Consider the following 22,032-nt stretch of genomic DNA (forward strand, 5'->3'; position numbering starts at 1 on the left):
AGGGGGCGGCCTGCGGGTCGCCCCTTTTTCCTATCTCGCCGATGATGCGAAGGGTGAGAAATCGGTGTCGGTATCGAAAACCTCCACGCCCTCCGCGCGCTTCAGGGTGCCGACCACGGCGTAGGTCACCGGGGTCAGCAGCGCTTCCCACGCGGTCTTGATCGCCCATTGCGACAGCACGACCTGCCACAGCAGCTCGACCGGCCAGCCGACGAGGCCCCAAAAGGCCAGCGGGTAGAAAATCATGCTGTCGAGACCTTGCCCCACCACGGTCGAGCCGATCGTGCGCATCCACAAATGCCGCCCCTGCGTCCAGACCTTCATTTTGGCGAGCACGTAGCTGTTGGCGAATTCGCCCGCCCAGAAGGCGACCATTGAAGCCAGCACGATGCGCCAGGAATTGCCGAAGACGAATTCATAGGCTTCTTGTCCCGGCCAGCCATCGGCAGGGGGCAGTTGCACGACCACCCAGGCCATGAAGGCCATGAATAGCAGGGCGGCAAAGCCGGTCCAGATAACCCGGCGCGCGCGGGCATAGCCGTAAACCTCGGTCAGGATGTCGCCGATGATGTAGCTGACCGGAAAGAACAGCACGCCCGCGCCAAAGGACCACTCGCCGATCACTGGCAAAGTGACGTAGCTCGGTTTGGAGGCGCCGATCAGGTTGGACAGCAGCAGAATGGTGACAAAGGCTGCCATCACCAGATCGTAGTAACGGAAACGGGTGGTGGTCGCGGGGGCCTGCGATGGGTTTTCCATGACAAAGTGGGTTAGAGCCGATTGGCCAGTGGCGAAAGGCACGTTATGGCACACATAGCGCGCGCCCGTAGTTCAACTGGATAGAGCACGAGCCTTCTAAGCTTGGAGTTGCAGGTTCGAGTCCTGCCGGGCGCGCCATTTCAGGCAGTTCTTCGGCGGCAGGGCATCGGGTGCGAGTGTATCCGGGATGGTTCTCGGCGGTTGGCCTTCTCTTCGATGTGCCGACGCCCAGCTTCGGGGCATTTCGGTCTGCCCAAACAAGGGGGCGATCGGCCTCGTCGATCAGGGCACCTTACACCCTGTAGTCCATCGGCTCGAACCCTTCATACCCATAAACTGAAAAAAATACTGGCCAGTATATCGATTTTTTGCCATCATCTTCTCGATGGTGGAGGAAAATCCACCGCACGGGAGATGGAATTGCTCGAACGCTCCAGATCAGCGATGGTGCGGCTATGTCAGCTGTAGCCAGAAAAACGCGCAGGGCCCTGGGGGCGGAGAATGCCTCTCTCAAGAGCGAGTTCGTGGCCTTCAAGACCAATCGCATTGTCGAGGTTGCGAGCCGATTGTTCTACCAGAGCGGCTACAGCAGCTGCACGCTGGACAATGTCGCCGAACAGCTCGGCGTCACCAAGCCGTTCCTCTATTCCTACTTCAAGAACAAGGAAGCCATCCTCGCCGCGATCTGCGAAGTGGGGATCAGCGAAGCGCTGGCGGTTCTCGAGGCCACCTTGGCCGGCGATCACAAGAACCATCGCGACCTGCTTGCCGAGGTCGTGCGGCAGGTCGGCAGGATCGTGATCGATCGGCAGGAATACGTCGTGGTTTACCAGCGCGAGATGAAGCATCTGAGTGCTGACGACCACGAACGCATCTTGCGGCTGAGGCACTCTTTCGATCACCAGATTGCGGAATTGATCCGCGAAGGTATCGAGGCCGGCGAGTTTCGCGAGGATACCGACTCCTTCGTTGCCGTCTGGATCGGGGGGCTGATCAGTTGGATACCGACCTGGTATTCGCCGGGCGGCCAGCGATCCGCCGACGATGTGATCGACCAGTTGGTCACGGCGGCCTTGCGTTTAGCGGGTGCCGAAAAACCCACGAACTAACACCATACCAGAAACGGAATCGGTCCGAATTTTGCAAACGTATACTGGCCAGTAGAAATTAAGAGGCTTGGTATTTTGGGAGAGAAGAGAATGAAGAAGAGCACCAAGTGCGCATTGCTGGCGGCCACCGCCGTCGTTTCGCTCGCCTCTGCGGGTCAGGCAGTGGCGCAAGACGGGGATTCGCAGACAGCATCGAGCGGCAGTTCGGAAAATGTGATCGTCGTCACCGCGACGAAGTCGGGTCAATCGCTGGAAGATACCGCCGCCGCCATCTCGGTGATCGACGCATCTGCCGTGGGCGCGGGCGGCATCGAGAATGCGGGTGATCTTGCGGCGGCCATACCCAATGTTTCGGTCGGAGATCAATTCGGCGTCAACCGGACCTTTATCCGCGGCATCGGCCTTACCAGCATCGATCTGGGGGCCGACGGCGCGGTGGCGTTCCTTCAGAACGGCGCGATCAACAGCCGACCGGCGGCCCAGTTGAGCGGATTCTACGATATCGCGCAGATCGAGGTTCTGCGTGGTCCGCAGGGCACGACCTATGGACGCGGGGCGACGGGCGGTGTGATCAACATTGTGACGGCTCGGCCGACATCGTATTTCGAAGGCTATGCGCGGGCGACCTATGGGAACTACGATGCCATAACGCTCGAAGGCGCCGTGGGCGGACCCATCGTCGGCGACGCATTGGCATTCCGAGTGGCCGGAAAATACGAAAGCCGTGATGGCTACGGGGCCAACCTTGTCACAGGAAACCCGGTCGACGACAGGGACGCCTATGCCTTGCGCGGCTCGCTTCGGGCCAATGTCACACCCGATCTCGAACTGCTGGTGGTGGCCGACCATTTCCGGGAAGACGATTACAATTACGCGTTCCACTATTTCGGCCCCACGGTGGCACCCGAGGCGGCATTGCCCGGTCCCCTATTGGGCGGAGAGACGATCAACGATTACTATGCCAATCTCGGCCAGCGGGTCGACAACCGGAATGTCTATTCGAACGAAGACGCGATCAACGATCGCAAAGGTACCAGCGTCCAAGCTATCGCGACACTCGACAAGGGCAGCTTCACGCTCACTTCGACCACGGCCTATCGCAAGTTCGAACGTTTCAACCGGAACGATCTGGATGTCACCAATGTGAATGCGTTCGGTCAGAACAACTATACCGAGGACAGTGAATCCTTCAGCCAGGAGCTGACCTTCACGGCCGATCTGGGCAGCGTCTCGCTGCTGGGTGGGGCGATGTATTTCGAAGAGGAGCTGTTCGGCGAGGTCAGGGTGCCGACGGTCAATCTCGCCCGGTATTTCAATATCGTTCTCGGCACCAACCTGCCGCCCGATCTCTTCGATGGCGGCAATTATCTTCAGCGTGGGACGGTGGATACCAAGGCCGCCGGCGTTTACCTGGAAGGTACTGTCGATATCACACCCAGCCTGTCGTTCACGGCTGGCGCGCGGTACAATTGGGAAAAGCGATCCGGCACCGGGCGCTTCACCTTCGATGCCCAGGGTATCGACATCCCGACCGACAAGAGCGGCGACTGGGATGCAATTACGCCCAAATTTGTTCTCGAGTATGAGACCCCTGGCGGGACGCTGCTCTACGGCAAGGTCACCAAGGGTTTCAAATCCGGTGTGGTAAACATCGGCAGCTTGAACGCCGTCATCGATCCGGAAGACGTGTGGAGTTACGAACTGGGTCTGCGGGGCGAGACTGCCGATGGAACCTTCGGCTACAGCGCTGCGGCCTTCTATTACGACTACACCAATCTGCAGGTCGGTTTCGTCAACGAGAACAGCATCGTCGAAACGATCAATGCCGCTTCGGCCCGCAATTACGGGCTTGAGGTCGAGGCGACGATCCGTCCCGCTCCCAACACCACCTTCCGCCTCTTCGGGACATATCTGAATGCGGAATATACCGATTTCTGCAATGGCTATTATGCAGCCGGCGATACGACGCGCAGGCAGTTCCCCGTCTGTGCCGACAATCCCGCCTTGTCCGACCTTTCCGGCAACCGCTTGGCGAATGCGCCGGAGTTCACGGTGGCCCTGTTTGCCGATCACACGATCGACATGGGTGGCAATGGGGCCATCGATCTTTCGGCGGATCTGAACTTCCAGGACGAAGTCTTCTTCACCGAATTCAACAATGACGATGCAAGGCAAGAAGCCTTTGCCATGGCGAATGCCAGCGTCACGTATCGCTCGCCCGGCGATACATGGTCGGTATCCGTCTGGGGCAAGAACATCTTCGATAAATACGCCTTGGCGAACACGATCATCACCGCGCCGCTTTACGGCTTCGTGTCGGTCGGATCGCTCAGGCCGCCGAGAACCTACGGAGTGACCGTCGGCTTCGACTTCTGAGTCGCGGGAACATCGGATGTTGGAGGCATTCAGGATAGGCCGCCACAAGGTCTATCGGATCGAGGAATGGCAGGGCGGGTTCAGCCCGCCCGACGCTCTCTTCGCGGAATACGATCCCGGCGTCTTCGCCGGAGGATGGACCGGGATCGTGCCGGACTTTCTGCGCACCGGGCTCGTTTATGGCTATTTGCAGAGCTGGGTGATCGATACCGGGACCCAGCGGGTGCTGGTCGATACCGGAGCGGGAAACCGCAAGGAGCGGCCAGGCATCCCGATCTTCGGCGATCTGGAAGGCGATTTTCTCGACCGGTTGGGCGAGGCAGGCTTTACCCCCGAGGACATCGACAAGGTCTTCTGCACCCATCTTCATATCGATCATGTCGGTTGGAACACCAGGCTGATCGGGGATGCGTGGGAACCGACATTTCCCAACGCGACCTATTATTTCCCCGCTCTGGATGAAGAGGCGTGGAATCCCGAAAAGGAAACCTACCGCTCGCTGACAGGGGCGGCGGTAAACGCCAATGTTTTCGAAGACAGCGTGGCGCCGATCATCGCTGCCGGACAGGCGGAACTGATCGAAAATGGTGCGACGATCGCCGAGGGCATGATCGCGCATGATTCGCCCGGCCACACGCCGGGGCATATGGTCCTGGAAGTGGAGAGCGAGAGTGCAATCGCGCTGTTCACGGGGGACATACTGCACCACCCGGTTCAAATTCAGCGGCCTGACTGGAACAGCGTGTATTGCGAGAACCGGGAGGAAGCCGTGCGGACGCGGCGCGCGATACTGGGGCGTGCCGCCGACCGGGGCGCCCGCATCGTGCCCGCGCATTTCGCGGCCCCGCATTCGGTTTTCGTCGAGCGTATCGGCGGGGATTTTCGCCCACTCTTCCGCGCCGGATCGAGAGCGTAGCCTCCTGACGCATCATCGGTTCAATCCTGTGCCGACATAGCCCCGAAGACGTTTTGCAACCGGAGCTGCGTTCGCGCAGCTCCGGCATGCTGCCGTATCCGACGGGCCGACCCGGCGGGATGCCGGTCCGGGGTCGGTTTGGGGGTGCAGGGCGCGTCGACGGGATTTCAGCCCGTCTTCGCCGTGTGGGCCGCCCCCGCGCTATCGCTGCTGAAAACGAGATCGCTTTCCTTCGGTTTGCGCGTCATTCGCCAGAAGGCATCGTTGCGCCAGGGGGTGATGGCGATCACGCGGCCTTTCGAGTTGCGATACCAGTTCTCGGTTCCAGGATGCGTCCAGACCAGCTTCTCATGGGCTTCGTCGATCCGGTGGAGGTAATCCTCATAGACCGCGTCGCGGACCTCCACGGTTCGCGCGCCGTGCTCGCTTGCGGAAAGCACCACTTCTCCGGCGAAGTGCATCTGGTTCTCGATGTTACGGATCATGCTGCCGCCGTGACCGGAGCCGACATTGGGGCCGAGAAGGATGAAGAAGTTTGGAAAACCGGGGACCAGCGTTCCCAGATAGGCGGCTGCGTCGTCCTTGCCCCATTTGTCGTGCAGAAGCTGCCCTTCACGACCGACGATGTCGTAGGATCCAAGCACCTGGGTCGTCTCAAAACCCGTCGCAAGGATAATGACATCGGCATCCACGCTCTTGCCGGAAGATGAATACAGCGTCTTGCCCTCGATCTTCGCGAGATGCTCGGGAATGAGCTCCACGTTGTCTTTCTTGATGGTCCGGTACCACCCATTGTCCAGCAGCATGCGCTTCGCGAAGGGCGGGTAATCGGGCAGCACATGTTCGATGAGATCGGGCCTGTCCGCCAACTGCTCCTTCACATAGCGCGTGAATGCACGGCGATGACCGTCATTGATCTCGTTGACCGCACGGTCGGGGTGGGTCCATTCGGGATCGCGGAACAGCGTGCCATGCACACGGTCGTTGAAGGTCCAGGACAAACGCTGTTCCAGCCATGCGCGATATAGCGGAACCACCTGCATGAGATAGCGGACACCTTCGGGAATGGTCTTGCGAAACTGCGGGAAAGGTGCCGCCCATTGTTTGGACCGGGCGAAGATGGTCAGGCTTTCCACCTCGTCGGCAATCGCGGGGGCGACCTGCATGCCCGAGGCGCCATTGCCGATTACCGCCACCCGCTTGTCCATCAGGTCGACATCGTCCGGCCAGCAACTGGTGTGGTAGACATCGCCCCGGAAATCATCGAGGCCGTCGATCTTCGGATATTTGGGAATGTTGAGGATGCCGACCGCGCTAAACAAATAGTCGGCGCTATGGGTTTCGCGGTTGCCCTGCGGCGTGGTGACGGTCACATCCCATTTGCCGGTTTGCTCGTTCCAGCGGGCCTCCTCCACATGGGTCTGGAACCGCGCGCTTTCATAGAGGTCGAACTCTTTCGCCGTGTCGAGCAGATACTCCTCGATTTCATCGCGCAGCGGGAAATACATCGACCAGTCGTTCGGTCGGCACGAGAAGGTGTAGGTCAGGGACGGCGTGTCCACTCCGCATCCGGGATATTTGTTTTCGAACCATGTCCCGCCGAAATCCTCGTTCTTTTCGAACAGAATGTAGGGAACGCCCAGCTTCTGAAGCTCGATACCCGCGCAAATGCCCGAGACACCGCCGCCGATGACAATCGCACTCTTATCGGCGGGAATGACAGTATCGGCCTCGTTTTCCGCTTCGTCGAACTCCATGCCCGCGGCGATGATGTCGCCATATTCCTGCGGCACATGTTCGGTCATGGCGACGGTCAACATTTCCGCGAGGCGCCGGTTGTCGGGACGCGGAACGGCGAGCTCCCGGCCTTCGAGCCAGGCGTCGATGGCGGCGCTTGCGGCATCGCGAATTTCGTTCTGGATATTCTCGGGCAACTGGCCGCTGTCATTGTCGTCGAGCCCGGGCGAACGCTTGGGAGCATAGGGTTCGTCCAGCCAGCGCTCCTCGCCCGTCATCTGGTAGAGAACCAGCAGAAGAGCCGGAATATTGGCCTTGGCGATACCCTCTCGCAGGAGTTCTCGATCCGCATCGGCTGGAGAGACCGGGCGGTGCGTGAAAGGATGGTTCATGAAAGGAATGTCCTATGGTTTTGGGCAGCCTGCTGCTGTCTGGATTTCGGTGGTGAGACGGTTCATTCGCCGAAACTTTCGCGCCTGACGCGCAGGCCCGCGGCTTCACGGTCCCAAGTGTCCTCGGTGATCCCTTCCGCCCTCAGTTCGGTCTTCATGACCTTCGCCGAAGGCGTTTTGGGTAGTTCGTCGAGCAGACGAATGTATCTGGGCACCATGAAATACGGCATGGTATCGATCAGGAATTCGGCCAGTTCGCGCGGATCGATCGCTTGGCCGGGAACCGGTGCGACGACCACCATGACCTCGTCTTCCGAATACTCGCTGGGGACGGCAATGGCAGCAGCTTCACGCACCGCCGGGTGGCGACACACATCGGTTTCGACTTCGAAAGAGGAGATATTCTCCCCCCTGCGGCGGATGGCGTCCTTCACGCGGTCGACGAAATAGAAATAGCCATCCTCGTCGCGGCGAAAGGCGTCTCCGGTATGAAACCATCCGTTGCGCCAGGCCTCCGCGGTGGCCTCGGGATTGGCGTTATAGCCGCTGTTCATTGCCCACGGACGATCGGTGCGGACCAGCATTTCGCCGATTTCGCCGACCGGAACTTCGCAATCGTTCTTGTCGACCAGCCGCACCTCGACGCCACTTCGGGGCTTCCCGCAGGTGCCGATCTTGGTCGGGTTCGCTTCGGACACGACCGGAGATGAAATCTCCGTCATGTTGAAGATCGTATAGATGTCGATGCCAAACCGTTCGGTGAAGGCGGGCGCGTCTCCGGTTAGTGGCACCATGAAAGCCTTCTTGACCGTGTGATCGCGATCTGCCGGCCCCGGTTCGGCTTTCAGCAGGAAGGTGGCCATGACGCCCAACAGAAAGACCACGGTCGATTTGGTCGATTTGGCCACCGCCCAGAATTCGTCGGTCGAGAAATTGTCGATCATCGCCACCGAACCGCCACGGGCGAGCATGACGAAGGGCGGCCCCATCCCGCCGATATGGAAGATGGGAGCAACACACATATAGCGATCGTCCTCGCCCACCATCGGCCAGGATTCGGGGCCGGCATTGGAGAACATGTGCAGATAGGAGGACAGGACCCCCTTGGACGGCCCCGTGGTGCCGGAGGTGTAGATGATCGACTGGATGTCCCACGGTTCGATCGGCCGTTCCAGCGGGAGGGGGTCCTGCGGATCGCCCGAAAGGCTGCCGAACGCCGTGACCGGCCGCGGTGCGGAAGATGGCTGGTTGTCCGTCGTCACCACCAACCTCTCCACCTTGGCGAGATCGATTTCCGACAGGCGAGGAAGCAAGTCCGGATGTACCAGGAGGAAGCGGGCACCCGAATTCGCGATCACGTGCTGCAACAGGCTGCCGCGATAGGCCGTGTTGAAGGGCACGAACACTGCGCCGATATAGTTGATCGCATAAAAGGCGATCAGCGCTTCCCGTCCGTTGGGCAGCCACACGGCAACGTGTTCTCCCTGCCGAACGCCGAGTTCGCGAAGGCCGGCGGCCTTGGCGCGGACCTTCTCCTGCAATTCGCCGAAGGTCCATTCCTCTCCGTCCGCAAAGACGACATGCGCCTTGTCGGTCCGCTCGTCCGCCCATTTGTCGAGCAGGTATCGCAGGACACACTCGTCGCGGTTCGGAACGCGTGGATCGGTGAAATCGCGTTGTTTGGTCATACCGCCCCCTCAAGCTGCCAGATTCAGGATTTGCATTACGTCCTCGGCGGTTCTCACCGGGCGCGGATTGGTCCGGCCCCAGATGTCGAGCAGCGTGTATTCGGCGATTTGCCGGAATTGCGCCTGGTCCACTCCGACCTCGCCCAGCGTGCGGGGCATGCCGAGCCCGCGAATGAAGGCGTCCAGCGCTTGTGCCGCGGTAGGATGCGTGTTGCCGAGAATGGCCAGCGTGCGATGCTGGCGGCTATCGTCATATTCCGCATTCCATTGGAGGACGTAAGGCGCCATGACGCACGAACAGTGGCCGTGCGGCACATCGCATGTCCCGCCCAGAATGTGGCCGATCGCGTGACTGGCCCCCATCGGCACGCCCCCGATGATACTGATCATCGATTGCCAGGCGCCAATCTGGCATTTCAGGCGCGCCTCCAGATCATTCGGATCGGCTTTGACCCGGGGGAGGCCTTCGACCAGCAGTTTGAGCGCGCTTTCGGCAAGCCCATCGGCGAAATCGTTGGATTTGTCGGAGGACAGCGTTTCGATGGCATGGTCCACCGAACGAACGCCGGTGGAAAGCCAGAGCCATGCGGGGGTGTGCATCGTGATCGCGGGGTCCAGCACCACCATGACCGGTGCCATGTCGCGATGCTCGTAGGCCTGCTTGTGCTGGGTGCCTTCGTCGGTACAGCCCGAAAGAGCGTTGAATTCCCCGCCGGATAATGTGGTCGGCACGCAGATGACCGGAATGTCGGGGCCAACCGTGATCGGATTGATGACCTCGCCCTCTTCGCTGACATAGGTGCGCAGGGGTTCGAAATCCTCCACCGTGCGGACGTCATGCTTGACGAGCAGGCTGACGATCTTGGCCGCATCGGTCGCCGACCCTCCGCCGATCGATACGATAAGATCGGCACCGGCATCACGCGCGGCCTCGGTGGCTGCAAGCACATCGGCGCGCGGGGCGTGCGGTGCTATGCCGCTGAACGTCCCCGCATGGCGCGAGCCGAGGGCCTTCTCGATCTTGGAGATTTCCTCGGTCTTCTCCCTCAGGGTAGAGGAGGCGATGAGAAATACTTTCCGGCAATTCATGGCCTGTGCTTGATCCAGCAGGGCATCTGCCGCCGGTTGGCCCATGGTGACACGTTCGGTTCGGGTGAACCGTAGCTCGCTGGGTATGACGCTTCCCATCTCGAATCCTCTCCTCTGTCGATGCCCGCTTTTCGCGGGTCGTCTTTTGGAATAGTGACAGGCAAAGTATATACTGGCTAGTATATTTTTCAACTTACGGGAATATTCTTGGGAGACGATATGAGCGAAATGCAGGCCGATGTGGCCAATTCGGAGGCGAAGGGGGCGATGCCTCTGGCCGGGATGAGGGTTCTCGAATTCTCCGGGCTGGGGCCTACCCCGTTCGGGGCGATGCTGCTCGCAGACCTCGGAGCCGAATGCATTCGCATTCAACGCGCCGGAACGATCAATCCATTGGGCGGAGATGCCAAATTCGATTTCATTTTCCGGGGAAGACCCACCATCTCGCTCGACCTCAAATCGGAAGGGGCGCGTGATCTGGTCCTCGACCTCGTCCGCAAAGCCGATGTTCTCATCGAAGGCTATCGCCCCGGCACAATGGAGCGCCTGGGGTTGGGTCCCGACGAATTATGCAGCCTGAACGAGCGGCTGGTTTATACGCGCATGAGCGGGTGGGGGCAGGATGGGCCGCTCAGCCGGAAAGCCGGGCACGACATCAATTATCTTGCTCTGAGCGGCGGGCTCTTTCCGATCGGGCCGTTTGACGGCCCGCCGACACCGCCCCTCAATCTCGTCGGGAATTTCGGCGGCGGCGGCATGTTCCTTGCCATGGGAGTGCTGGCCGCGCTGCAAGAACGCCAAAGGTCCGGCATGGGGCAGGTGCTCGACGTCGCCATGATAGACGGAATAAGCGTTCTGATGACGCAATTGGCCGGCTGGATGCAGATGGGTCAGTGGTTTCCGGGTCGAGGGGGAAACCTCCTCGATGGAAGCGCCTATTTCTATCGCTGCTATGGAACCGCCGATGAACGCCATATCGCGGTTGGCGCGCTGGAAAAACCATTTCACGATGCGTTCATTGCGGGTCTCGGCTTGCGGACGGAGGATTTTCCCGACCATCTGAACCCACGGCATTGGCCCGACCGTGCCGCATCGATCGCGTCCATCATCAAGAGGCGACCGATGCGGGAATGGGAAACGCGGTTTGCCGATCGCGATGCCTGCGTAACACCCGTTCTCACGCTTCAAGAAGCCGCGACGAGCACGACGAATGATACCCGCGGTTCGCTGATTTCCGGAAAGGCGGCTTTCCAGCCGCGTCCTGCACCGCGATTTTCCCGATCGCCTGTGCGGACACCCCCGGAAACGGTCGAGGAGGCCGCGGATGTGCGGGCCGTTCTCGAACGGTGGGGTGTGGCCGGGACGGCGAACCTGCCCGCCTAGGGGCTGATATATTCGCTCTTCAGCTACGCGCGACCGTTGTCAGGGGTTCTGCCGTAACAGGATAGCCGAGATCTTCGCCGATCTCGAGCCAGGTCTTCCCGTCGCGTTCGCCCATATGGGGCGTGATCGTGCGCACTGGGATAGCCTCGGCCTGCGCCTTGGCCTCGGCGAAGCTGTCGAACTGCGCGAGCCGCTCGAGATTGCGGCGGGTAGGGAAAATGATCTTGATGTCGCCCTTCTCCGCGGCGTCGAGCGCCCCTTGGGCGGTGGTCCAGAAAAGATGCGTGTTTTCCGAAAGATCGGCCTCGATCTCGACCGCGCCGGTGCCCAGATCGGCAAGGTAGAAACGCGTATCGTACACGCGCGGAATATTCTCGTTTTTCGGAAACCAGCGGGCGAAAGGCACAAGCTGGTCGAGCTCCAGTTCCCAGCCGAAATGATCGAGCACCGACGAGAGTTCGCCGGTCTCCTGCAGGAAATTGCGGGCCGCACGCGCCTTTGCAGCGTCGATCTCGCCGGACAGGCCGATGACCAGGCCCGTTTCTTCCAGCGTTTCGCGCACCACCGCCACTTGATGGGCGGCTTCCTCCGGGTCCAGCGGGCCGCCCACTGCGGCACCGAGATCGAAATCGGCCGGATCCACCCGCCCGCCGGGAAAAACCGCCATACCCCCGGCAAAGACCATTTCGCGCGAACGGATGGTCATCAGGAGCTGCGGAGGACCGCCTTGCGGGGCATTGCGAAAGATGACCACAGTTGCTGCGGGGATGCCCTCGGACCCGGTATCGCTTTGCTCATTCATGTTCACGTAGTGGCCGGAGGCGGGCGCATTGCCAAGGGCAAAGGTATCGCGATACTGTCGACATTCTTTACATTAAGCGATACGCCGAAAAGGGCGTTAAGCATGTAATTCGCGGAATTCGTCCGACTTCCCGATTTTGGCATACCCTGTGCATTCTATCCGTACGTCCCGTTCAGATCTTCAAACGGGGGTGTCAGCCCAAAGGTCTCCAAACCCGACACCCGAGACGCATAAAGGCCCGCACGGAAGTCTAACCGTGCGGGCCTTACCCGTTTGGGTCTCAGGGCAATGGTTCGAAGGGGACAGAGGCGAGGCGTGTCGCCACCCATGGAACCCTACGAAGGCAATTACCCCATATAGCTTTGGATCGAGCCGTCTCGCGGGGCGGAAAAGATCAGGACGCTTTGGCGACCTGCTTGTCGTCCATCATCTGCTGAAGCTCGCCAGCCTCGAACATCTCCATCATGATATCGCTACCGCCGACGAATTCGCCCTTCACATAGAGCTGGGGAATGGTCGGCCAGTCCGAATAGCTCTTGATTCCCTGGCGGATTTCCATGTCCTGAAGGACATCGACACTGTCATAGGCGACACCGCAATGGTCGAGAATCGCCACCGCGCGGCTCGAAAAGCCGCATTGCGGAAACAGCGGGGTGCCCTTCATGAAGAGGACGACATCGTTGCCGCCGACGATATCGGCGATGCGCTGGTTGGTGTCGGACATCGGGTCCGTCCTTTATATAGAATTTGACCTGTCGGGTTCAGGTGGGGGCTTGAGTCGTCAGTTGCAAGGCGTGCAGTTCGCCGCCCATTCGCTCTCCGAGGGCATCGTAAACCAGCTTGTGCTGCTTAACTCGAGTGAGCCCCGCGAATTGCGGAGCCGTGACCTTCGCAGCCCAGTGATCGTTATCGCCTGCCAGATCGCGCATTTCCACGACCGCGCCCGGAAGTGCCTCTTCGATCAGCGTCACGATGTCGTCCGCAGCCATCGGCATTGTGTCAGTTCCGCTCGCTCATGAACTGGCGGCGCGCCTCGATGGCGCATTCTTCCAGCTTCGCGCGGATGTCGGATTCGCTTACATCGCATTCGGCAGCCGTGAGATCGCCCAGCAGTTTGCGGATCACGTCTTCGTCGCCCGCTTCCTCGAAGTCCGCCTGCACGACCGCCTTTTTATAGGCATCCGTCTCTTCCTGGGTCAGGCCCATCTTCCCGGCGGCCCATTCACCGACCAAGCGATTGCGGCGGGCGGCGATTTTGAAAGCATTTTCCTCGTCGAAAGCGAACTTGGCTTCCTCGCCGCGCTCGCGATCCTTGAAATCGGTCATGTCAGTCCTCTCGGGATGGAATCTTGCGAGGCCGGAATAGGCGCGGGCGGCGTGTGAAACAAGAGATGAGTCCCCGCCAAGGCGCGGCTTGCAACAATCCCGCGCCATGCGAACCGGATATTCTCGCCGCCGCAGCAGCGGAAACAGCTATTCCATCGTGACGACGAGCTTGCCGATAGCGCCCCGGTTCTCCAGCTTCGCGATGGCTTCATGCGCGCGCTCGATGGGGTAGGTTTCGCTTACCAGAGGCTCGATCTTGCCGGCCTTCCACAGATCGAAGAGTTCCTCGATATTCGCCTGGTTGCGTTCAGGTTCGCGCGCCGTGAAGGCGCCCCAGAACACACCCCGGATGTCGCAGCTCTTCAACAGGGTCAGGTTGAGCGGCATCTTGGCGATTCCCGCCGGAAACCCGACGACGAGGAAGCGGCCTTCCCAGGCGATCGAACGCAGCGCGGGTTCGGAATAGTCGCCGCCAACGATGTCGTAGACGATATCGGCACCGTTCGGACCGACCGCCGCCTTGAAGTCGCCTGCAAGCTGTTTGGAAGTGTCCTTGTCGAAAGGTGCGCGTGGGTAGATCACGACTTCGTCGGCCCCCGCCTTCCTGGCAACTTCGCCTTTCTCCTCGGTCGAGACCGCTGCCACCACGCGGCAACCATAGGCCTTGGCCAGTTCGACCGCCGACAGGCCGACACCGCCCGCGGCGCCCAGCACGAGTACGGTCTCGCCTTCCTTGATCTCGCCGCGATCCTTGAGCCCGTGAATGGTCGTACCGTAAGTCATCAGCAGGGCGCTGGCTTTCACCAGGTCGATCCCGTCGGGCACCTTGAACAGGCGGGCGGCTGCCACGGCGACCTTTTCCTGCAAGCCGCCATTGCCGACGCCGCACATGACCTTGTCGCCCACGGCGAAGCCTTCGACCCCTTCGCCCAGTGCCTCGATGGTGCCGGAAATCTCGCCCCCCGGCGCAAAAGGACGGGATGGCTTGAACTGATACAGATCGCGAATGATCAGCGTGTCGGGAAAATTGATTGCGCAGGCAGCGACCTTGACCAAAACCTCACCCTTGCCGGGCGTCGGCTCGTCGACATCCTCGACGACGAGGGTTTCCGGGCCACCGACTTCCTTTGAAAGGACTGCCTTCACGCTGCATCTCTCCTGCTTGGTTTATCGAGCCAGGGCATGGCGCCCTCGCGCATTTGTTCGTGTTTCGTGATCGCGCTCTCGCTGCCGAGCGTCAGGCCGATTTCGTCGAGCCCTTCGAGCAGGCAGCGCTTGCGGAACGGGTCGATCTGGAAGGTGAAGCGATCCTGAAACGGGGTCGTGACGACCTGGTTTTCGAGGTCGATCGCGATTGGCTGATCCTTCGCGACCTCGAGCAGGCGGTCGACCTGTTCCTGCGGCAATTCGACTGCAAGGATGCCGTTCTTGAAGGCATTGCCCGCGAAGATGTCGGAAAAGCTCGGCGCGATGACCGCGGTCAGACCCATGTCGAGCATGGCCCATGCCGCATGTTCACGGCTCGACCCGCAGCCGAAATTGTCGCCCGCGATAAGGATCGGCGCATGGGCGAAATCCCCCACGTCGAAGGGATTGTCCGGCGCCGCGCGGATGGTTTCGAACGCACCCTTGCCAAGGCCTTCGCGGCTGACGGTCTTGAGCCAGTGCGCGGGAATGATCACGTCGGTATCGATATTCTTGAGGCCGAGCGGAATCGCGCGGCCTTCGATGGTCGAGACAGCTTTCATTATCTGGCGCTCTTGGGAAAGGTGGGCAGCCGGTCGAGATGGCGGGGATCGTGCTGGATCACGATGGTCGCATCGAGATTGTCGGCCATCTGGTTGAACCGGTGGAACGATGCGAGCGTGTCCGCCCGATCGGTATTGAAGACAGGGACGCCCTTGTTTTCGATCTGCTCTTCGAAATGATAGAGATCGCCGGTGAGCATGAAGGTGCCCGATTGCGGGAGCTCGACCACGAGCGATTTATGCCCCGGCGTGTGGCCGTGCATCGCCACCATACGCACGGAACCGTCGCCGAACACGTCGTGATCGGCGGCAATACGCGTCACTTTACCACTGGCACCGTCGGCAAGCCATGGGGCGAGCTGGGCACGGGTTGCTTCCATCCGGCCCGAAGCGACGGCTTCCGCATCGCCGCGCCCGATCAGCAGCTCTGCATCGGGAAAGCCTGCCGCCTGGCCTATGTGATCGTCATGATAATGGCTGATGCCGACGAAAGTGATGTCGGACGGTGTCAGCTCGATTTCGGCGAGTTGCTCCGCAATGGTCTTGTCGATGCTCAGCGTGAAAACCCACTGTGTCGTGCTGGCACCCTTCAGCGCCGCGGGCAGGCCGGTATCCCACAAGAGATACCTGTCGCCGTTGCGTATCAGGTAACAGCTATCCGCCAGGGTGCGGGTTTCGCCATCGTAGAGATGCGTGTCGGAAAACGGTGCGGTGTCGCTGAGTTCGATCGTGCCGCAATCGAGCCGCCACATCTCGATGTCCGGTTCGGTTTGTGCCGCGGCCGGCATGCCAAGGCCCGCCAGCAGCGTGGCCAGCAAAATTGATTTCGGCGACATGTTTCTCTCCCCCTTGGCGTGCGAACTCAATCGGTTTCGGGATTCTCCCCCGAGGGAATAGGCCCCGGCTGTTTCGGGGCGTTCTTCCTTTCCTTGCGCTTGTTCGCATAGAGCAGGGCTGCGGCGACGGCGGCGGAGCCGATGGCTCCGGCGATAGCGGCTTTTCCGGAAAGCTTTTTGGTCATGTTCCCTCAATGGTTAGCCGTCATCGGCTTGGCAAGGGGGCAGCTTGCGTACATCGGTGAGGCGCCCGGTGACAGCGGCGGCGGCGGCCATGGCGGGGCTGACGAGATGCGTTCGCGCCCCCGGCCCCTGGCGCCCGACGAAATTGCGGTTGCTGGTCGAAGCGCAGCGTTCGCCCGGCGGGACCTTGTCCGGGTTCATCGCGAGACAGGCGGAACAGCCCGGTTCGCGCCATTCGAACCCCGCATTCGTGAAAATGCGATCGAGTCCCTCGGCTTCCGCCTGTCGCTTCACAAGCCCCGAACCGGGCACCACGATGGCCCAGCGCACGCTTGGCGCCTTGGTGCGTCCGCTCAGCACTTCCGCGGCGGCGCGCAAATCTTCGATCCGGCTGTTGGTGCAGCTTCCGATAAAGATGTTCTCGACCGCGATGTCCTCGATCAGCGTTTCAGGCGCGAGGCCCATGTAATCGAGGCTTTTCCTGGCTGCCTCCTGCTTGGATGGATCCGCGAAACTGTCGGGGGAAGGGACGCGGCCGCCCACGGGCACGACGTCTTCGGGGCTCGTGCCCCAACTGACCGTCGGCTCGACATCGACGGCATCGATGACGATCGACTTGTCGAAGGTCGCCCCCTCGTCGGTGGCGAGCGAACGCCACCATTCCACGGCGCGACTCCAGTCCTGGCCCTTGGGCGCGTAGGGCTTGCCTTCGAGATAAGCGAACACCTTGTCGTCGGGCGCGATCAGGCCGGCGCGCGCACCGCCTTCGATGCTCATATTGCAGACGGTCAGGCGGCCCTCGACGCTCATCTCCTCGAAAACACGCCCGCGATATTCGATCACATGGCCGGTGCCGCCAGCGGTTCCGATCACCCCGATAATGTGCAGGATCAGATCCTTCGGAGTAACGCCGGGGCCGAGCGTGCCTTCGACGCGCACCTCCATCGATTTCGACTGGCGTAGCTGGAGAGTCTGCGTGGCGAGCACATGCTCGACCTCGCTCGTTCCGATGCCGAAGGCCAGCGCCCCCACGCCGCCATGCGCGGCGGTGTGGCTGTCGCCGCAGACGATGGTCGCGCCCGGCAGCGAAAAGCCCTGCTCCGGCCCGACGACGTGAACGATTCCCTGCTCGGGCGCGACCGCATCGATATAGTCGATGCCGAAAGACGGTGCGTTGCGTTCCAGCGCGGCAAGCTGCGCGGCGCTTTGCGCATCCTCGATCGGAAGCCGCGATCCGTCCGCCGCCACGCGCGCCGTCGTGGGCAGGTTATGGTCGGGAACGGCAAGGGTAAGATCGGGACGCCGCACCTTGCGACCTGCGAGGCGCAGCGCCTCGAAGGCTTGCGGGCTGGTGACCTCGTGAACGAGGTGGCGGTCGATATAGATCAGGCAGGTTCCGTCATCGAGCCGTTCGACAACGTGGCTGTCCCAGATCTTCTCGTAGAGTGTGCGCGGTTTGCTGGCCATCGGGGCGGAGTGTGCGGCAGCTTTGCCACGCCTGCAAAAAGGCAAATCCAGAGTCTTCCAAACTTAACCTATCTCTGCTCTATTAACAGACATGTCAGCAAAGCCATTTTCCTTCCCGATCAAAGTGATTCCCTCGGACATCGACTTCATGGGGCACGTGAACAATGCGCGCTATCTGAACTGGGTGCAGGATACGGTTCTGGCGCACTGGCAAAAGCTGGCCCCCGCGGAAGAGGTGGCCAGCAAGGCCTGGGTCGCGCTGAAACACGAAATCACCTACCGGAAACCCGCGTTTCTCGATGACGAGGTGATCGCCGAAACGGTGCTCGAAAAGATCGCCGGCGCGCGCAGTTTCTATAATACGGTGATCCGCCGCGGCGAGGATGTGCTCGCCGAGGTGAAAAGCATGTGGTGCTGCATCGATGCCGAAAGCCTGCGGCCTGCGCGCATCAGCCGCGATGTGGCGGAAACCTTCTTTGGTCTTCCGCGCAAGCAGGAACCCTTTGCCGACGAATAGTGCTTGCAAGTGGGCTTTGCCTGCGAGGCGATAGCCTTTATACCGACATCATGGATTTCCTGGTTCCCGCCCTTCTCGTGCTCGCCACCATTTTCGCGATGGAATGGGTGGCGTGGGCAAGCCACAAATACATCATGCATGGTTTCGGCTGGGGCTGGCACCGCGACCATCACGAGCCGCACGATAACATGTTCGAAAAGAACGATCTCTACGCTATCGTGGGCGCGGCGATGAGCATTTCGATGTTCGCGCTGGGCAGCGAGTGGGTGATGGGGAAAAATGCTTGGTGGCCGGGCACGTGGATCGGCCTCGGCATCCTGTTTTACGGCGTCATTTATACCTTGGTGCATGATGGGCTCGTCCATCAGCGCTATTTCAGATGGGTCCCGAAAAAGGGATATGCCAAGCGCCTGGTTCAGGCGCATAAGCTGCATCATGCAACTGTCGGCAAGGAAGGCGGGGTGAGCTTCGGCTTCGTTTTCGCGCGCGATCCGGCCAAGCTGAAAGCGGAACTCAGGCGCCAGCGCGAAGCAGGGATCGCCGTGGTCCGCGAAAGCGCCGGAGCCTGAGCCCATCTCCGACCCGCTCGACCTGTCCGGCGATTGGGATGGCAGCTTCAGCTATCCCGGAGGCCTGGCAATCACGCCGTTTCGTGTGCGTATATCGGACAAGGGCGGACGGTTTTCCGGCTCGGTGATCGAACCGGATTTGTTCCAGCCAGAACGGACAATCGGTGCCGAGATTTCCGGCCATCGCCAGGGCCGATCGGTCGATTTCACCAAGACCTATATCGATCCTGTGGAAGGCTACGAAAATCCGGTCGACTATGTCGGGCAGCTCTCCGGCGATGGAATGGTCGTCTCGGGAGTGTGGAGCCTGTTCGATATGAACGGGACATTCGAAATGTACCGCGAGGAGCAGGTGGCGGCCATGGAAAAGGCCGAGACCGCGCAAACGGTCCCGGCCTCGGGAATGCTCTTCTAGGTTTAACCGACCATATCTTGCGCAGGGTTACTTCGCGTAATTGACGTACAGCCCGTGAATCAGACCCGGAATGAACCCGAGCAGCGTGAGCACGAGGTTCAGAAGCGTCGTCCCGCCGAGGCCGTGTTTTAGGGCAACACCGAGCGGGGGCAGCAAGATGGTCGCGATCAGAATGAGAATTGCCATTGAGGGTGTCCTTTCGTCTACCCTCCCGCCGTTCGTCGATTCAACGGCTTAGAAGCTGCCCGGTTCCGGGAGTTACTCGTTGCGCGTTGCGATCCAGCCCCCGCAGATGACGAGTATGGCTATGGATATCCAGTACCAGGGATGGCCCAGCGTGTACCATGTGAACACCGCACCGGTCGCCATGGCGCCGATCGCCATCGTTTTGGCGCGGCGACTGATCGCGCGGCGTTCGCGCCAATCCTTCACCTGCGGGCCCCAATGCGGATGGTCGAGGATTTTCTGTTCCAGTTCCGGGCTCGACCGGGCAAAGAAATAGACGGCGAGCAAGAGGAACGGCACCGTCGGTACGATCGGCAGCGCCGCCCCGACCGCGCCCAATCCCAGCGCGGCGAAGCCCAGACCCTTATAGACCGGGCGCTTCATATCATCCCGCTGCGATGCGCGCGGCGTGTTCTTTCACCAGTGCGATCATATTGGGCACGCCTTGGGTGCGGTTGCTGGAAAGCTGGTTCTTGAGGTCGAAGGGTTCGAGTGCCGCGGCGATATCCATTTGCGCGACTTCGCCTGCGGGCTTGTCCTGCACGGCGGAAATCACCAAGGCTACGATCCCTTTCGTGATCGCGGCATTGCTGTCGGCCAGGAAATGCAGTTTCTCGTCGGTGCCGGTGGGATATACCCAGACCTGCGCGCTGCAGCCCCGCACCAGAGTGGCATCGGTCTTGAGCGCTTGCGGCATGTCGTCAAGCTCGCGGCCAAGCTCGATCAGAAGCCGATAGCGTTCGTCGGCCTCGAGAAATTCGTATTCTTCGGCAATGTCGGAAAGTGTGCGCATAGCGCGCCCTTAGCGGGCTGGTCGGCAAGCGTCCATCGGCCTCAGCCGGACAGGCCGCCGGGACGGGTGAAGGCGTAATAGACCACATAGAACCAGCCGAAAAAGCCTTGGATCGCGGCCCAGATGATCGATTTGTGCAAGCCCCAACTGATCGCGACCGCGATGGCGCTGCCGAGGCCGATACCCGCTCGCGCGGCGTCGGTTCGCGCGACGCTCACAGATCCACTCCGCTCGCGATCGCTTCGAGCTTCTTGATCCGCTCCTTCAAGTCGGAAAGCTCGATGCGTGCGGCACCGATCGATGAACCGCCATCGTGTTCCTCACTGGCGCGGGTGCGTTCCAGTTCCTGGCGTTTCAGGGCAAGCCAGCCATGCCAGGCCCTGAGCAGCGCACCCGCGACGATGGTCAGACCGACCAGCGATGCGCCTGCGATTATCATTGTCGGTTCGAACATCACCTCATGTCCTCCTTGAACCCTGCCGCCCTCAATCCGCCTGCTTGTCGCGCAGGGCTTCGATTTCGGCGGCGATCCTCTTCGTTTTGCGGGCATCGAGCGAATTGCTGTCGGTCGCAATTCGTTCGAGAACCTTGATCCGTTCGCGCAGTTCCTCGATCTCGCGCCTTGTTTCGGCATCGTCGGATGCTGCACGGCTTTCATTCCCGTATTCATCGGTCACGATACCATGCCTTGCGCGGTTCCACTGGGTTACACCCCATACCAGGATCGCGATAATGGCAACGATTACCCAACCGCTCATTGCGTGCACTCCTGCGGCGCGGTGCGGTCCTCGATCTCCTGCAGGTCGCGCAATTCCTCGATCTGCGACGCGAGCGCGTGATTGCTGTCGGTCGCGATCCGCTCGAGCACGCGGATGCGCTCTTCAAGCTTGCGATGGTCGGCCGCGGCAATGCCGCCTCCGTTTTCGGCTTCGGCCTTGCGCGCCCTCAGCTCGGCCATCTTTTCCTCGTGAGCATTGGCGCGCCGGTGCGTGACATTGGCGAAAGTGAGGATGATGATACCCGCGAGCAGGATGAAGGCGAAGATCAAGAACAGATCGCCGTCCATCAGTTGGCCTCCTTGTCATCGCGCAGGCGATCGAATTCGGTGGTTAGATGATAACCGCTGTCGGTCACGATGCGTTCGACATTACCGAGCCGATCCTTGAGCGAGCCAAGCTCTGCACGCAGTTCGGCGTTCTCCTGGGTCAGCAGCTTCACGCGTTCCACGGCCTGGTCGTTTTTCGGGTAGACAGCCTTGCCCCAGCTGTTTTCGAGCGGGTAGCCGTTCTTGATCCGCATCCAGGTGGTAACCACCCAGCCTGTGGCCATTATGGCGACGCCGGAGATGATCGCGGTTTCGGTCAGGAATTCCATTACGCTCTTTCCCCCTGCTTGATGTCCAACGGTACCCCGCCATCGCGTTCCTCGACAGAGCGCTGGTCGCGCAGCGCTTCGATCTGGGTCGCCACGTCGTAGCCCTTGTCGGTCACGATGCGCTCGAGAACGCGAACCCGATCTTCAAGGTCCTGGACCTTGCTGGCGTATTGCGCGGCCTTTTCGGCGGTAGCCTGGGCGGTGGTCTGGACGTTCATTTGCGCAAGCTTCTGCTGATGCTTGGTCCAAATCGCCACGATCGGGATCATCAGCGCGATGATCGGGATGAATACGCCGATATTTTCCATGGTTCCTCCCCCTCCTGATG

The 22,032-nt window shown here is 60.8% G+C and carries 29 protein-coding genes and 1 tRNA gene; 8 read left to right on the plus strand and 22 right to left on the minus strand.

Going from position 1 to position 22,032, the window contains the following annotated elements:
- Positions 1-30 precede the first annotated feature (30 nt).
- Complete coding sequence (locus L5849_RS14365) at positions 31-759, minus strand: queuosine precursor transporter (RefSeq protein ID WP_236926121.1); 729 nt, start codon at positions 757-759, stop codon at positions 31-33.
- A gap of 61 nt (positions 760-820) precedes the next feature.
- On the opposite strand from L5849_RS14365, the gene L5849_RS14370 reads away from it, so the two are divergent.
- The 4 genes from L5849_RS14370 to L5849_RS14385 all read left to right on the plus strand — a co-directional run bounded on the left by L5849_RS14370 (position 821) and on the right by L5849_RS14385 (position 5,160).
- Positions 821-897, plus strand: a tRNA-Arg gene (locus L5849_RS14370).
- Between the two features lie 386 nt (positions 898-1,283).
- Positions 1,284-1,868, plus strand: coding sequence for a TetR/AcrR family transcriptional regulator (locus tag L5849_RS14375; RefSeq protein ID WP_236926122.1), 585 nt, complete (start codon positions 1,284-1,286; stop codon positions 1,866-1,868).
- 90 nt (positions 1,869-1,958) lie between these two features.
- Positions 1,959-4,244 carry a TonB-dependent receptor gene (locus tag L5849_RS14380; RefSeq protein WP_236926123.1) on the plus strand — a complete coding sequence of 762 codons (2,286 nt, stop codon included), beginning with the start codon at positions 1,959-1,961 and terminating at the stop codon, positions 4,242-4,244.
- Positions 4,245-4,260: 16 nt separating this feature from the next.
- Positions 4,261-5,160, plus strand: coding sequence for an MBL fold metallo-hydrolase (locus L5849_RS14385; RefSeq protein WP_115417420.1), 900 nt, complete (start codon positions 4,261-4,263; stop codon positions 5,158-5,160).
- Between the two features lie 167 nt (positions 5,161-5,327).
- Here the strand turns inward: L5849_RS14385 and L5849_RS14390 are convergent, their stop codons facing one another.
- The 3 genes from L5849_RS14390 to L5849_RS14400 form a co-directional block, all read right to left on the minus strand.
- Positions 5,328-7,289, minus strand: a complete 1,962-nt coding sequence (locus L5849_RS14390; RefSeq protein ID WP_236926124.1) for an NAD(P)/FAD-dependent oxidoreductase — start codon at positions 7,287-7,289, stop codon at positions 5,328-5,330.
- 62 nt (positions 7,290-7,351) lie between these two features.
- Positions 7,352-8,977, minus strand: coding sequence for an AMP-binding protein (locus L5849_RS14395; protein ID WP_236926125.1), 1,626 nt, complete (start codon positions 8,975-8,977; stop codon positions 7,352-7,354).
- A gap of 9 nt (positions 8,978-8,986) precedes the next feature.
- Positions 8,987-10,165: an iron-containing alcohol dehydrogenase gene (locus L5849_RS14400; protein WP_236926126.1), complete on the minus strand. Its 1,179-nt coding sequence runs from the start codon at positions 10,163-10,165 to the stop codon at positions 8,987-8,989.
- A 120-nt stretch (positions 10,166-10,285) separates the two neighbouring features.
- Here L5849_RS14400 and L5849_RS14405 point away from each other — a divergent pair, with 120 nt between their 5' ends.
- Positions 10,286-11,449, plus strand: coding sequence for a CaiB/BaiF CoA-transferase family protein (locus L5849_RS14405; protein ID WP_236926127.1), 1,164 nt, complete (start codon positions 10,286-10,288; stop codon positions 11,447-11,449).
- A 19-nt stretch (positions 11,450-11,468) separates the two neighbouring features.
- On the opposite strand, the gene L5849_RS14410 is transcribed toward L5849_RS14405, so the two are convergent.
- From L5849_RS14410 to leuC, 9 genes are all read right to left on the minus strand, one after another.
- Entirely contained in the window at positions 11,469-12,251 is a 783-nt protein-coding gene (locus L5849_RS14410; RefSeq protein WP_236926128.1) for an NUDIX domain-containing protein, read from the minus strand.
- A 394-nt stretch (positions 12,252-12,645) separates the two neighbouring features.
- The gene (gene grxD / locus L5849_RS14415) at positions 12,646-12,975 is read right to left on the minus strand and encodes a Grx4 family monothiol glutaredoxin (protein WP_115417415.1); all 330 of its coding nucleotides are present in this window, start codon (positions 12,973-12,975) and stop codon (positions 12,646-12,648) included.
- 37 nt (positions 12,976-13,012) lie between these two features.
- Entirely contained in the window at positions 13,013-13,246 is a 234-nt protein-coding gene (locus L5849_RS14420) for a BolA/IbaG family iron-sulfur metabolism protein (protein ID WP_115417414.1), read from the minus strand.
- Between the two features lie 4 nt (positions 13,247-13,250).
- Positions 13,251-13,577 (minus strand): DUF1476 domain-containing protein, encoded by a 327-nt coding sequence (locus L5849_RS14425; protein WP_115417412.1) that lies wholly within the window; start codon positions 13,575-13,577, stop codon positions 13,251-13,253.
- Positions 13,578-13,724: 147 nt separating this feature from the next.
- A complete protein-coding gene (locus L5849_RS14430) occupies positions 13,725-14,723 on the minus strand; it encodes an NADPH:quinone oxidoreductase family protein (RefSeq protein ID WP_236926129.1) in 999 nt (332 codons plus the stop codon).
- Positions 14,720-15,325, minus strand: a complete 606-nt coding sequence (gene leuD, locus L5849_RS14435) for a 3-isopropylmalate dehydratase small subunit (RefSeq protein WP_236926130.1) — start codon at positions 15,323-15,325, stop codon at positions 14,720-14,722. The genes L5849_RS14430 and leuD overlap by 4 nt, the downstream gene beginning before the upstream one ends.
- On the minus strand, positions 15,325-16,161 hold the full coding sequence (locus L5849_RS14440; RefSeq protein WP_236926131.1) for an N-acyl homoserine lactonase family protein: 837 nt from the start codon (positions 16,159-16,161) through the stop codon (positions 15,325-15,327). Before L5849_RS14440 ends, leuD begins: the two co-directional genes overlap by 1 nt.
- Positions 16,162-16,187: 26 nt before the next feature.
- The gene (locus tag L5849_RS14445; RefSeq protein ID WP_115417406.1) at positions 16,188-16,346 is read right to left on the minus strand and encodes an isopropylmalate isomerase; all 159 of its coding nucleotides are present in this window, start codon (positions 16,344-16,346) and stop codon (positions 16,188-16,190) included.
- A gap of 13 nt (positions 16,347-16,359) precedes the next feature.
- Positions 16,360-17,811, minus strand: a complete 1,452-nt coding sequence (gene leuC, locus L5849_RS14450) for a 3-isopropylmalate dehydratase large subunit (RefSeq protein WP_236926132.1) — start codon at positions 17,809-17,811, stop codon at positions 16,360-16,362.
- 91 nt (positions 17,812-17,902) lie between these two features.
- Here leuC and L5849_RS14455 point away from each other — a divergent pair, with 91 nt between their 5' ends.
- The 3 genes from L5849_RS14455 (at position 17,903) to L5849_RS14465 (ending at position 19,312) form a co-directional block, all read left to right on the plus strand.
- Positions 17,903-18,328, plus strand: a complete 426-nt coding sequence (locus tag L5849_RS14455; protein WP_115417403.1) for a thioesterase family protein — start codon at positions 17,903-17,905, stop codon at positions 18,326-18,328.
- A 50-nt stretch (positions 18,329-18,378) separates the two neighbouring features.
- Positions 18,379-18,897, plus strand: coding sequence for a sterol desaturase family protein (locus tag L5849_RS14460; protein ID WP_115417973.1), 519 nt, complete (start codon positions 18,379-18,381; stop codon positions 18,895-18,897).
- 85 nt (positions 18,898-18,982) lie between these two features.
- Positions 18,983-19,312 (plus strand): hypothetical protein, encoded by a 330-nt coding sequence (locus tag L5849_RS14465; RefSeq protein WP_236926133.1) that lies wholly within the window; start codon positions 18,983-18,985, stop codon positions 19,310-19,312.
- 27 nt (positions 19,313-19,339) lie between these two features.
- Here the strand turns inward: L5849_RS14465 and L5849_RS14470 are convergent, their stop codons facing one another.
- From L5849_RS14470 to L5849_RS14510, 9 genes are all read right to left on the minus strand, one after another.
- Positions 19,340-19,498 carry a YqaE/Pmp3 family membrane protein gene (locus tag L5849_RS14470; RefSeq protein ID WP_115417400.1) on the minus strand — a complete coding sequence of 53 codons (159 nt, stop codon included), beginning with the start codon at positions 19,496-19,498 and terminating at the stop codon, positions 19,340-19,342.
- Between the two features lie 72 nt (positions 19,499-19,570).
- The gene (locus L5849_RS14475) at positions 19,571-19,921 is read right to left on the minus strand and encodes a YbaN family protein (RefSeq protein ID WP_236926134.1); all 351 of its coding nucleotides are present in this window, start codon (positions 19,919-19,921) and stop codon (positions 19,571-19,573) included.
- A 1-nt stretch (position 19,922) separates the two neighbouring features.
- A complete protein-coding gene (locus L5849_RS14480; protein WP_236926135.1) occupies positions 19,923-20,330 on the minus strand; it encodes a SufE family protein in 408 nt (135 codons plus the stop codon).
- A 41-nt stretch (positions 20,331-20,371) separates the two neighbouring features.
- Complete coding sequence (locus tag L5849_RS14485) at positions 20,372-20,548, minus strand: hypothetical protein (protein WP_236926136.1); 177 nt, start codon at positions 20,546-20,548, stop codon at positions 20,372-20,374.
- Positions 20,545-20,784, minus strand: a complete 240-nt coding sequence (locus tag L5849_RS14490) for a hypothetical protein (RefSeq protein ID WP_115417395.1) — start codon at positions 20,782-20,784, stop codon at positions 20,545-20,547. Before L5849_RS14490 ends, L5849_RS14485 begins: the two co-directional genes overlap by 4 nt.
- Before the next feature lie 31 nt (positions 20,785-20,815).
- On the minus strand, positions 20,816-21,088 hold the full coding sequence (locus L5849_RS14495) for a hypothetical protein (protein WP_115417394.1): 273 nt from the start codon (positions 21,086-21,088) through the stop codon (positions 20,816-20,818).
- On the minus strand, positions 21,085-21,396 hold the full coding sequence (locus L5849_RS14500) for a hypothetical protein (protein ID WP_236926137.1): 312 nt from the start codon (positions 21,394-21,396) through the stop codon (positions 21,085-21,087). The genes L5849_RS14495 and L5849_RS14500 overlap by 4 nt, the downstream gene beginning before the upstream one ends.
- Positions 21,396-21,704 (minus strand): hypothetical protein, encoded by a 309-nt coding sequence (locus L5849_RS14505; RefSeq protein ID WP_236926138.1) that lies wholly within the window; start codon positions 21,702-21,704, stop codon positions 21,396-21,398. Before L5849_RS14505 ends, L5849_RS14500 begins: the two co-directional genes overlap by 1 nt.
- Positions 21,704-22,012, minus strand: a complete 309-nt coding sequence (locus L5849_RS14510) for a hypothetical protein (protein WP_236926139.1) — start codon at positions 22,010-22,012, stop codon at positions 21,704-21,706. Before L5849_RS14510 ends, L5849_RS14505 begins: the two co-directional genes overlap by 1 nt.
- Positions 22,013-22,032: the final 20 nt, after the last annotated feature.

Source organism: Erythrobacter sp. SN021 (assembly GCF_021864455.1).

Coding starts and splice junctions, on each gene's coding strand:
- L5849_RS14365 (WP_236926121.1), bottom strand. CDS start 759: ATGGAAAACCCATCGCAGGCCCCCGCGACCACCACCCGTTTCCGTTAC.
- L5849_RS14380 (WP_236926123.1), top strand. CDS start 1,959: ATGAAGAAGAGCACCAAGTGCGCATTGCTGGCGGCCACCGCCGTCGTT.
- L5849_RS14385 (WP_115417420.1), top strand. CDS start 4,261: ATGTTGGAGGCATTCAGGATAGGCCGCCACAAGGTCTATCGGATCGAG.
- L5849_RS14390 (WP_236926124.1), bottom strand. CDS start 7,289: ATGAACCATCCTTTCACGCACCGCCCGGTCTCTCCAGCCGATGCGGAT.
- L5849_RS14395 (WP_236926125.1), bottom strand. CDS start 8,977: ATGACCAAACAACGCGATTTCACCGATCCACGCGTTCCGAACCGCGAC.
- L5849_RS14400 (WP_236926126.1), bottom strand. CDS start 10,165: ATGGGAAGCGTCATACCCAGCGAGCTACGGTTCACCCGAACCGAACGT.
- L5849_RS14405 (WP_236926127.1), top strand. CDS start 10,286: ATGAGCGAAATGCAGGCCGATGTGGCCAATTCGGAGGCGAAGGGGGCG.
- L5849_RS14410 (WP_236926128.1), bottom strand. CDS start 12,251: ATGAATGAGCAAAGCGATACCGGGTCCGAGGGCATCCCCGCAGCAACT.
- grxD (WP_115417415.1), bottom strand. CDS start 12,975: ATGTCCGACACCAACCAGCGCATCGCCGATATCGTCGGCGGCAACGAT.
- L5849_RS14420 (WP_115417414.1), bottom strand. CDS start 13,246: ATGCCGATGGCTGCGGACGACATCGTGACGCTGATCGAAGAGGCACTT.
- L5849_RS14425 (WP_115417412.1), bottom strand. CDS start 13,577: ATGACCGATTTCAAGGATCGCGAGCGCGGCGAGGAAGCCAAGTTCGCT.
- leuD (WP_236926130.1), bottom strand. CDS start 15,325: ATGAAAGCTGTCTCGACCATCGAAGGCCGCGCGATTCCGCTCGGCCTC.
- L5849_RS14440 (WP_236926131.1), bottom strand. CDS start 16,161: ATGTCGCCGAAATCAATTTTGCTGGCCACGCTGCTGGCGGGCCTTGGC.
- L5849_RS14445 (WP_115417406.1), bottom strand. CDS start 16,346: ATGACCAAAAAGCTTTCCGGAAAAGCCGCTATCGCCGGAGCCATCGGC.
- leuC (WP_236926132.1), bottom strand. CDS start 17,811: ATGGCCAGCAAACCGCGCACACTCTACGAGAAGATCTGGGACAGCCAC.
- L5849_RS14455 (WP_115417403.1), top strand. CDS start 17,903: ATGTCAGCAAAGCCATTTTCCTTCCCGATCAAAGTGATTCCCTCGGAC.
- L5849_RS14460 (WP_115417973.1), top strand. CDS start 18,379: ATGGATTTCCTGGTTCCCGCCCTTCTCGTGCTCGCCACCATTTTCGCG.
- L5849_RS14470 (WP_115417400.1), bottom strand. CDS start 19,498: ATGGCAATTCTCATTCTGATCGCGACCATCTTGCTGCCCCCGCTCGGT.
- L5849_RS14475 (WP_236926134.1), bottom strand. CDS start 19,921: ATGAAGCGCCCGGTCTATAAGGGTCTGGGCTTCGCCGCGCTGGGATTG.
- L5849_RS14480 (WP_236926135.1), bottom strand. CDS start 20,330: ATGCGCACACTTTCCGACATTGCCGAAGAATACGAATTTCTCGAGGCC.
- L5849_RS14490 (WP_115417395.1), bottom strand. CDS start 20,784: ATGTTCGAACCGACAATGATAATCGCAGGCGCATCGCTGGTCGGTCTG.
- L5849_RS14495 (WP_115417394.1), bottom strand. CDS start 21,088: ATGAGCGGTTGGGTAATCGTTGCCATTATCGCGATCCTGGTATGGGGT.
- L5849_RS14500 (WP_236926137.1), bottom strand. CDS start 21,396: ATGGACGGCGATCTGTTCTTGATCTTCGCCTTCATCCTGCTCGCGGGT.
- L5849_RS14505 (WP_236926138.1), bottom strand. CDS start 21,704: ATGGAATTCCTGACCGAAACCGCGATCATCTCCGGCGTCGCCATAATG.
- L5849_RS14510 (WP_236926139.1), bottom strand. CDS start 22,012: ATGGAAAATATCGGCGTATTCATCCCGATCATCGCGCTGATGATCCCG.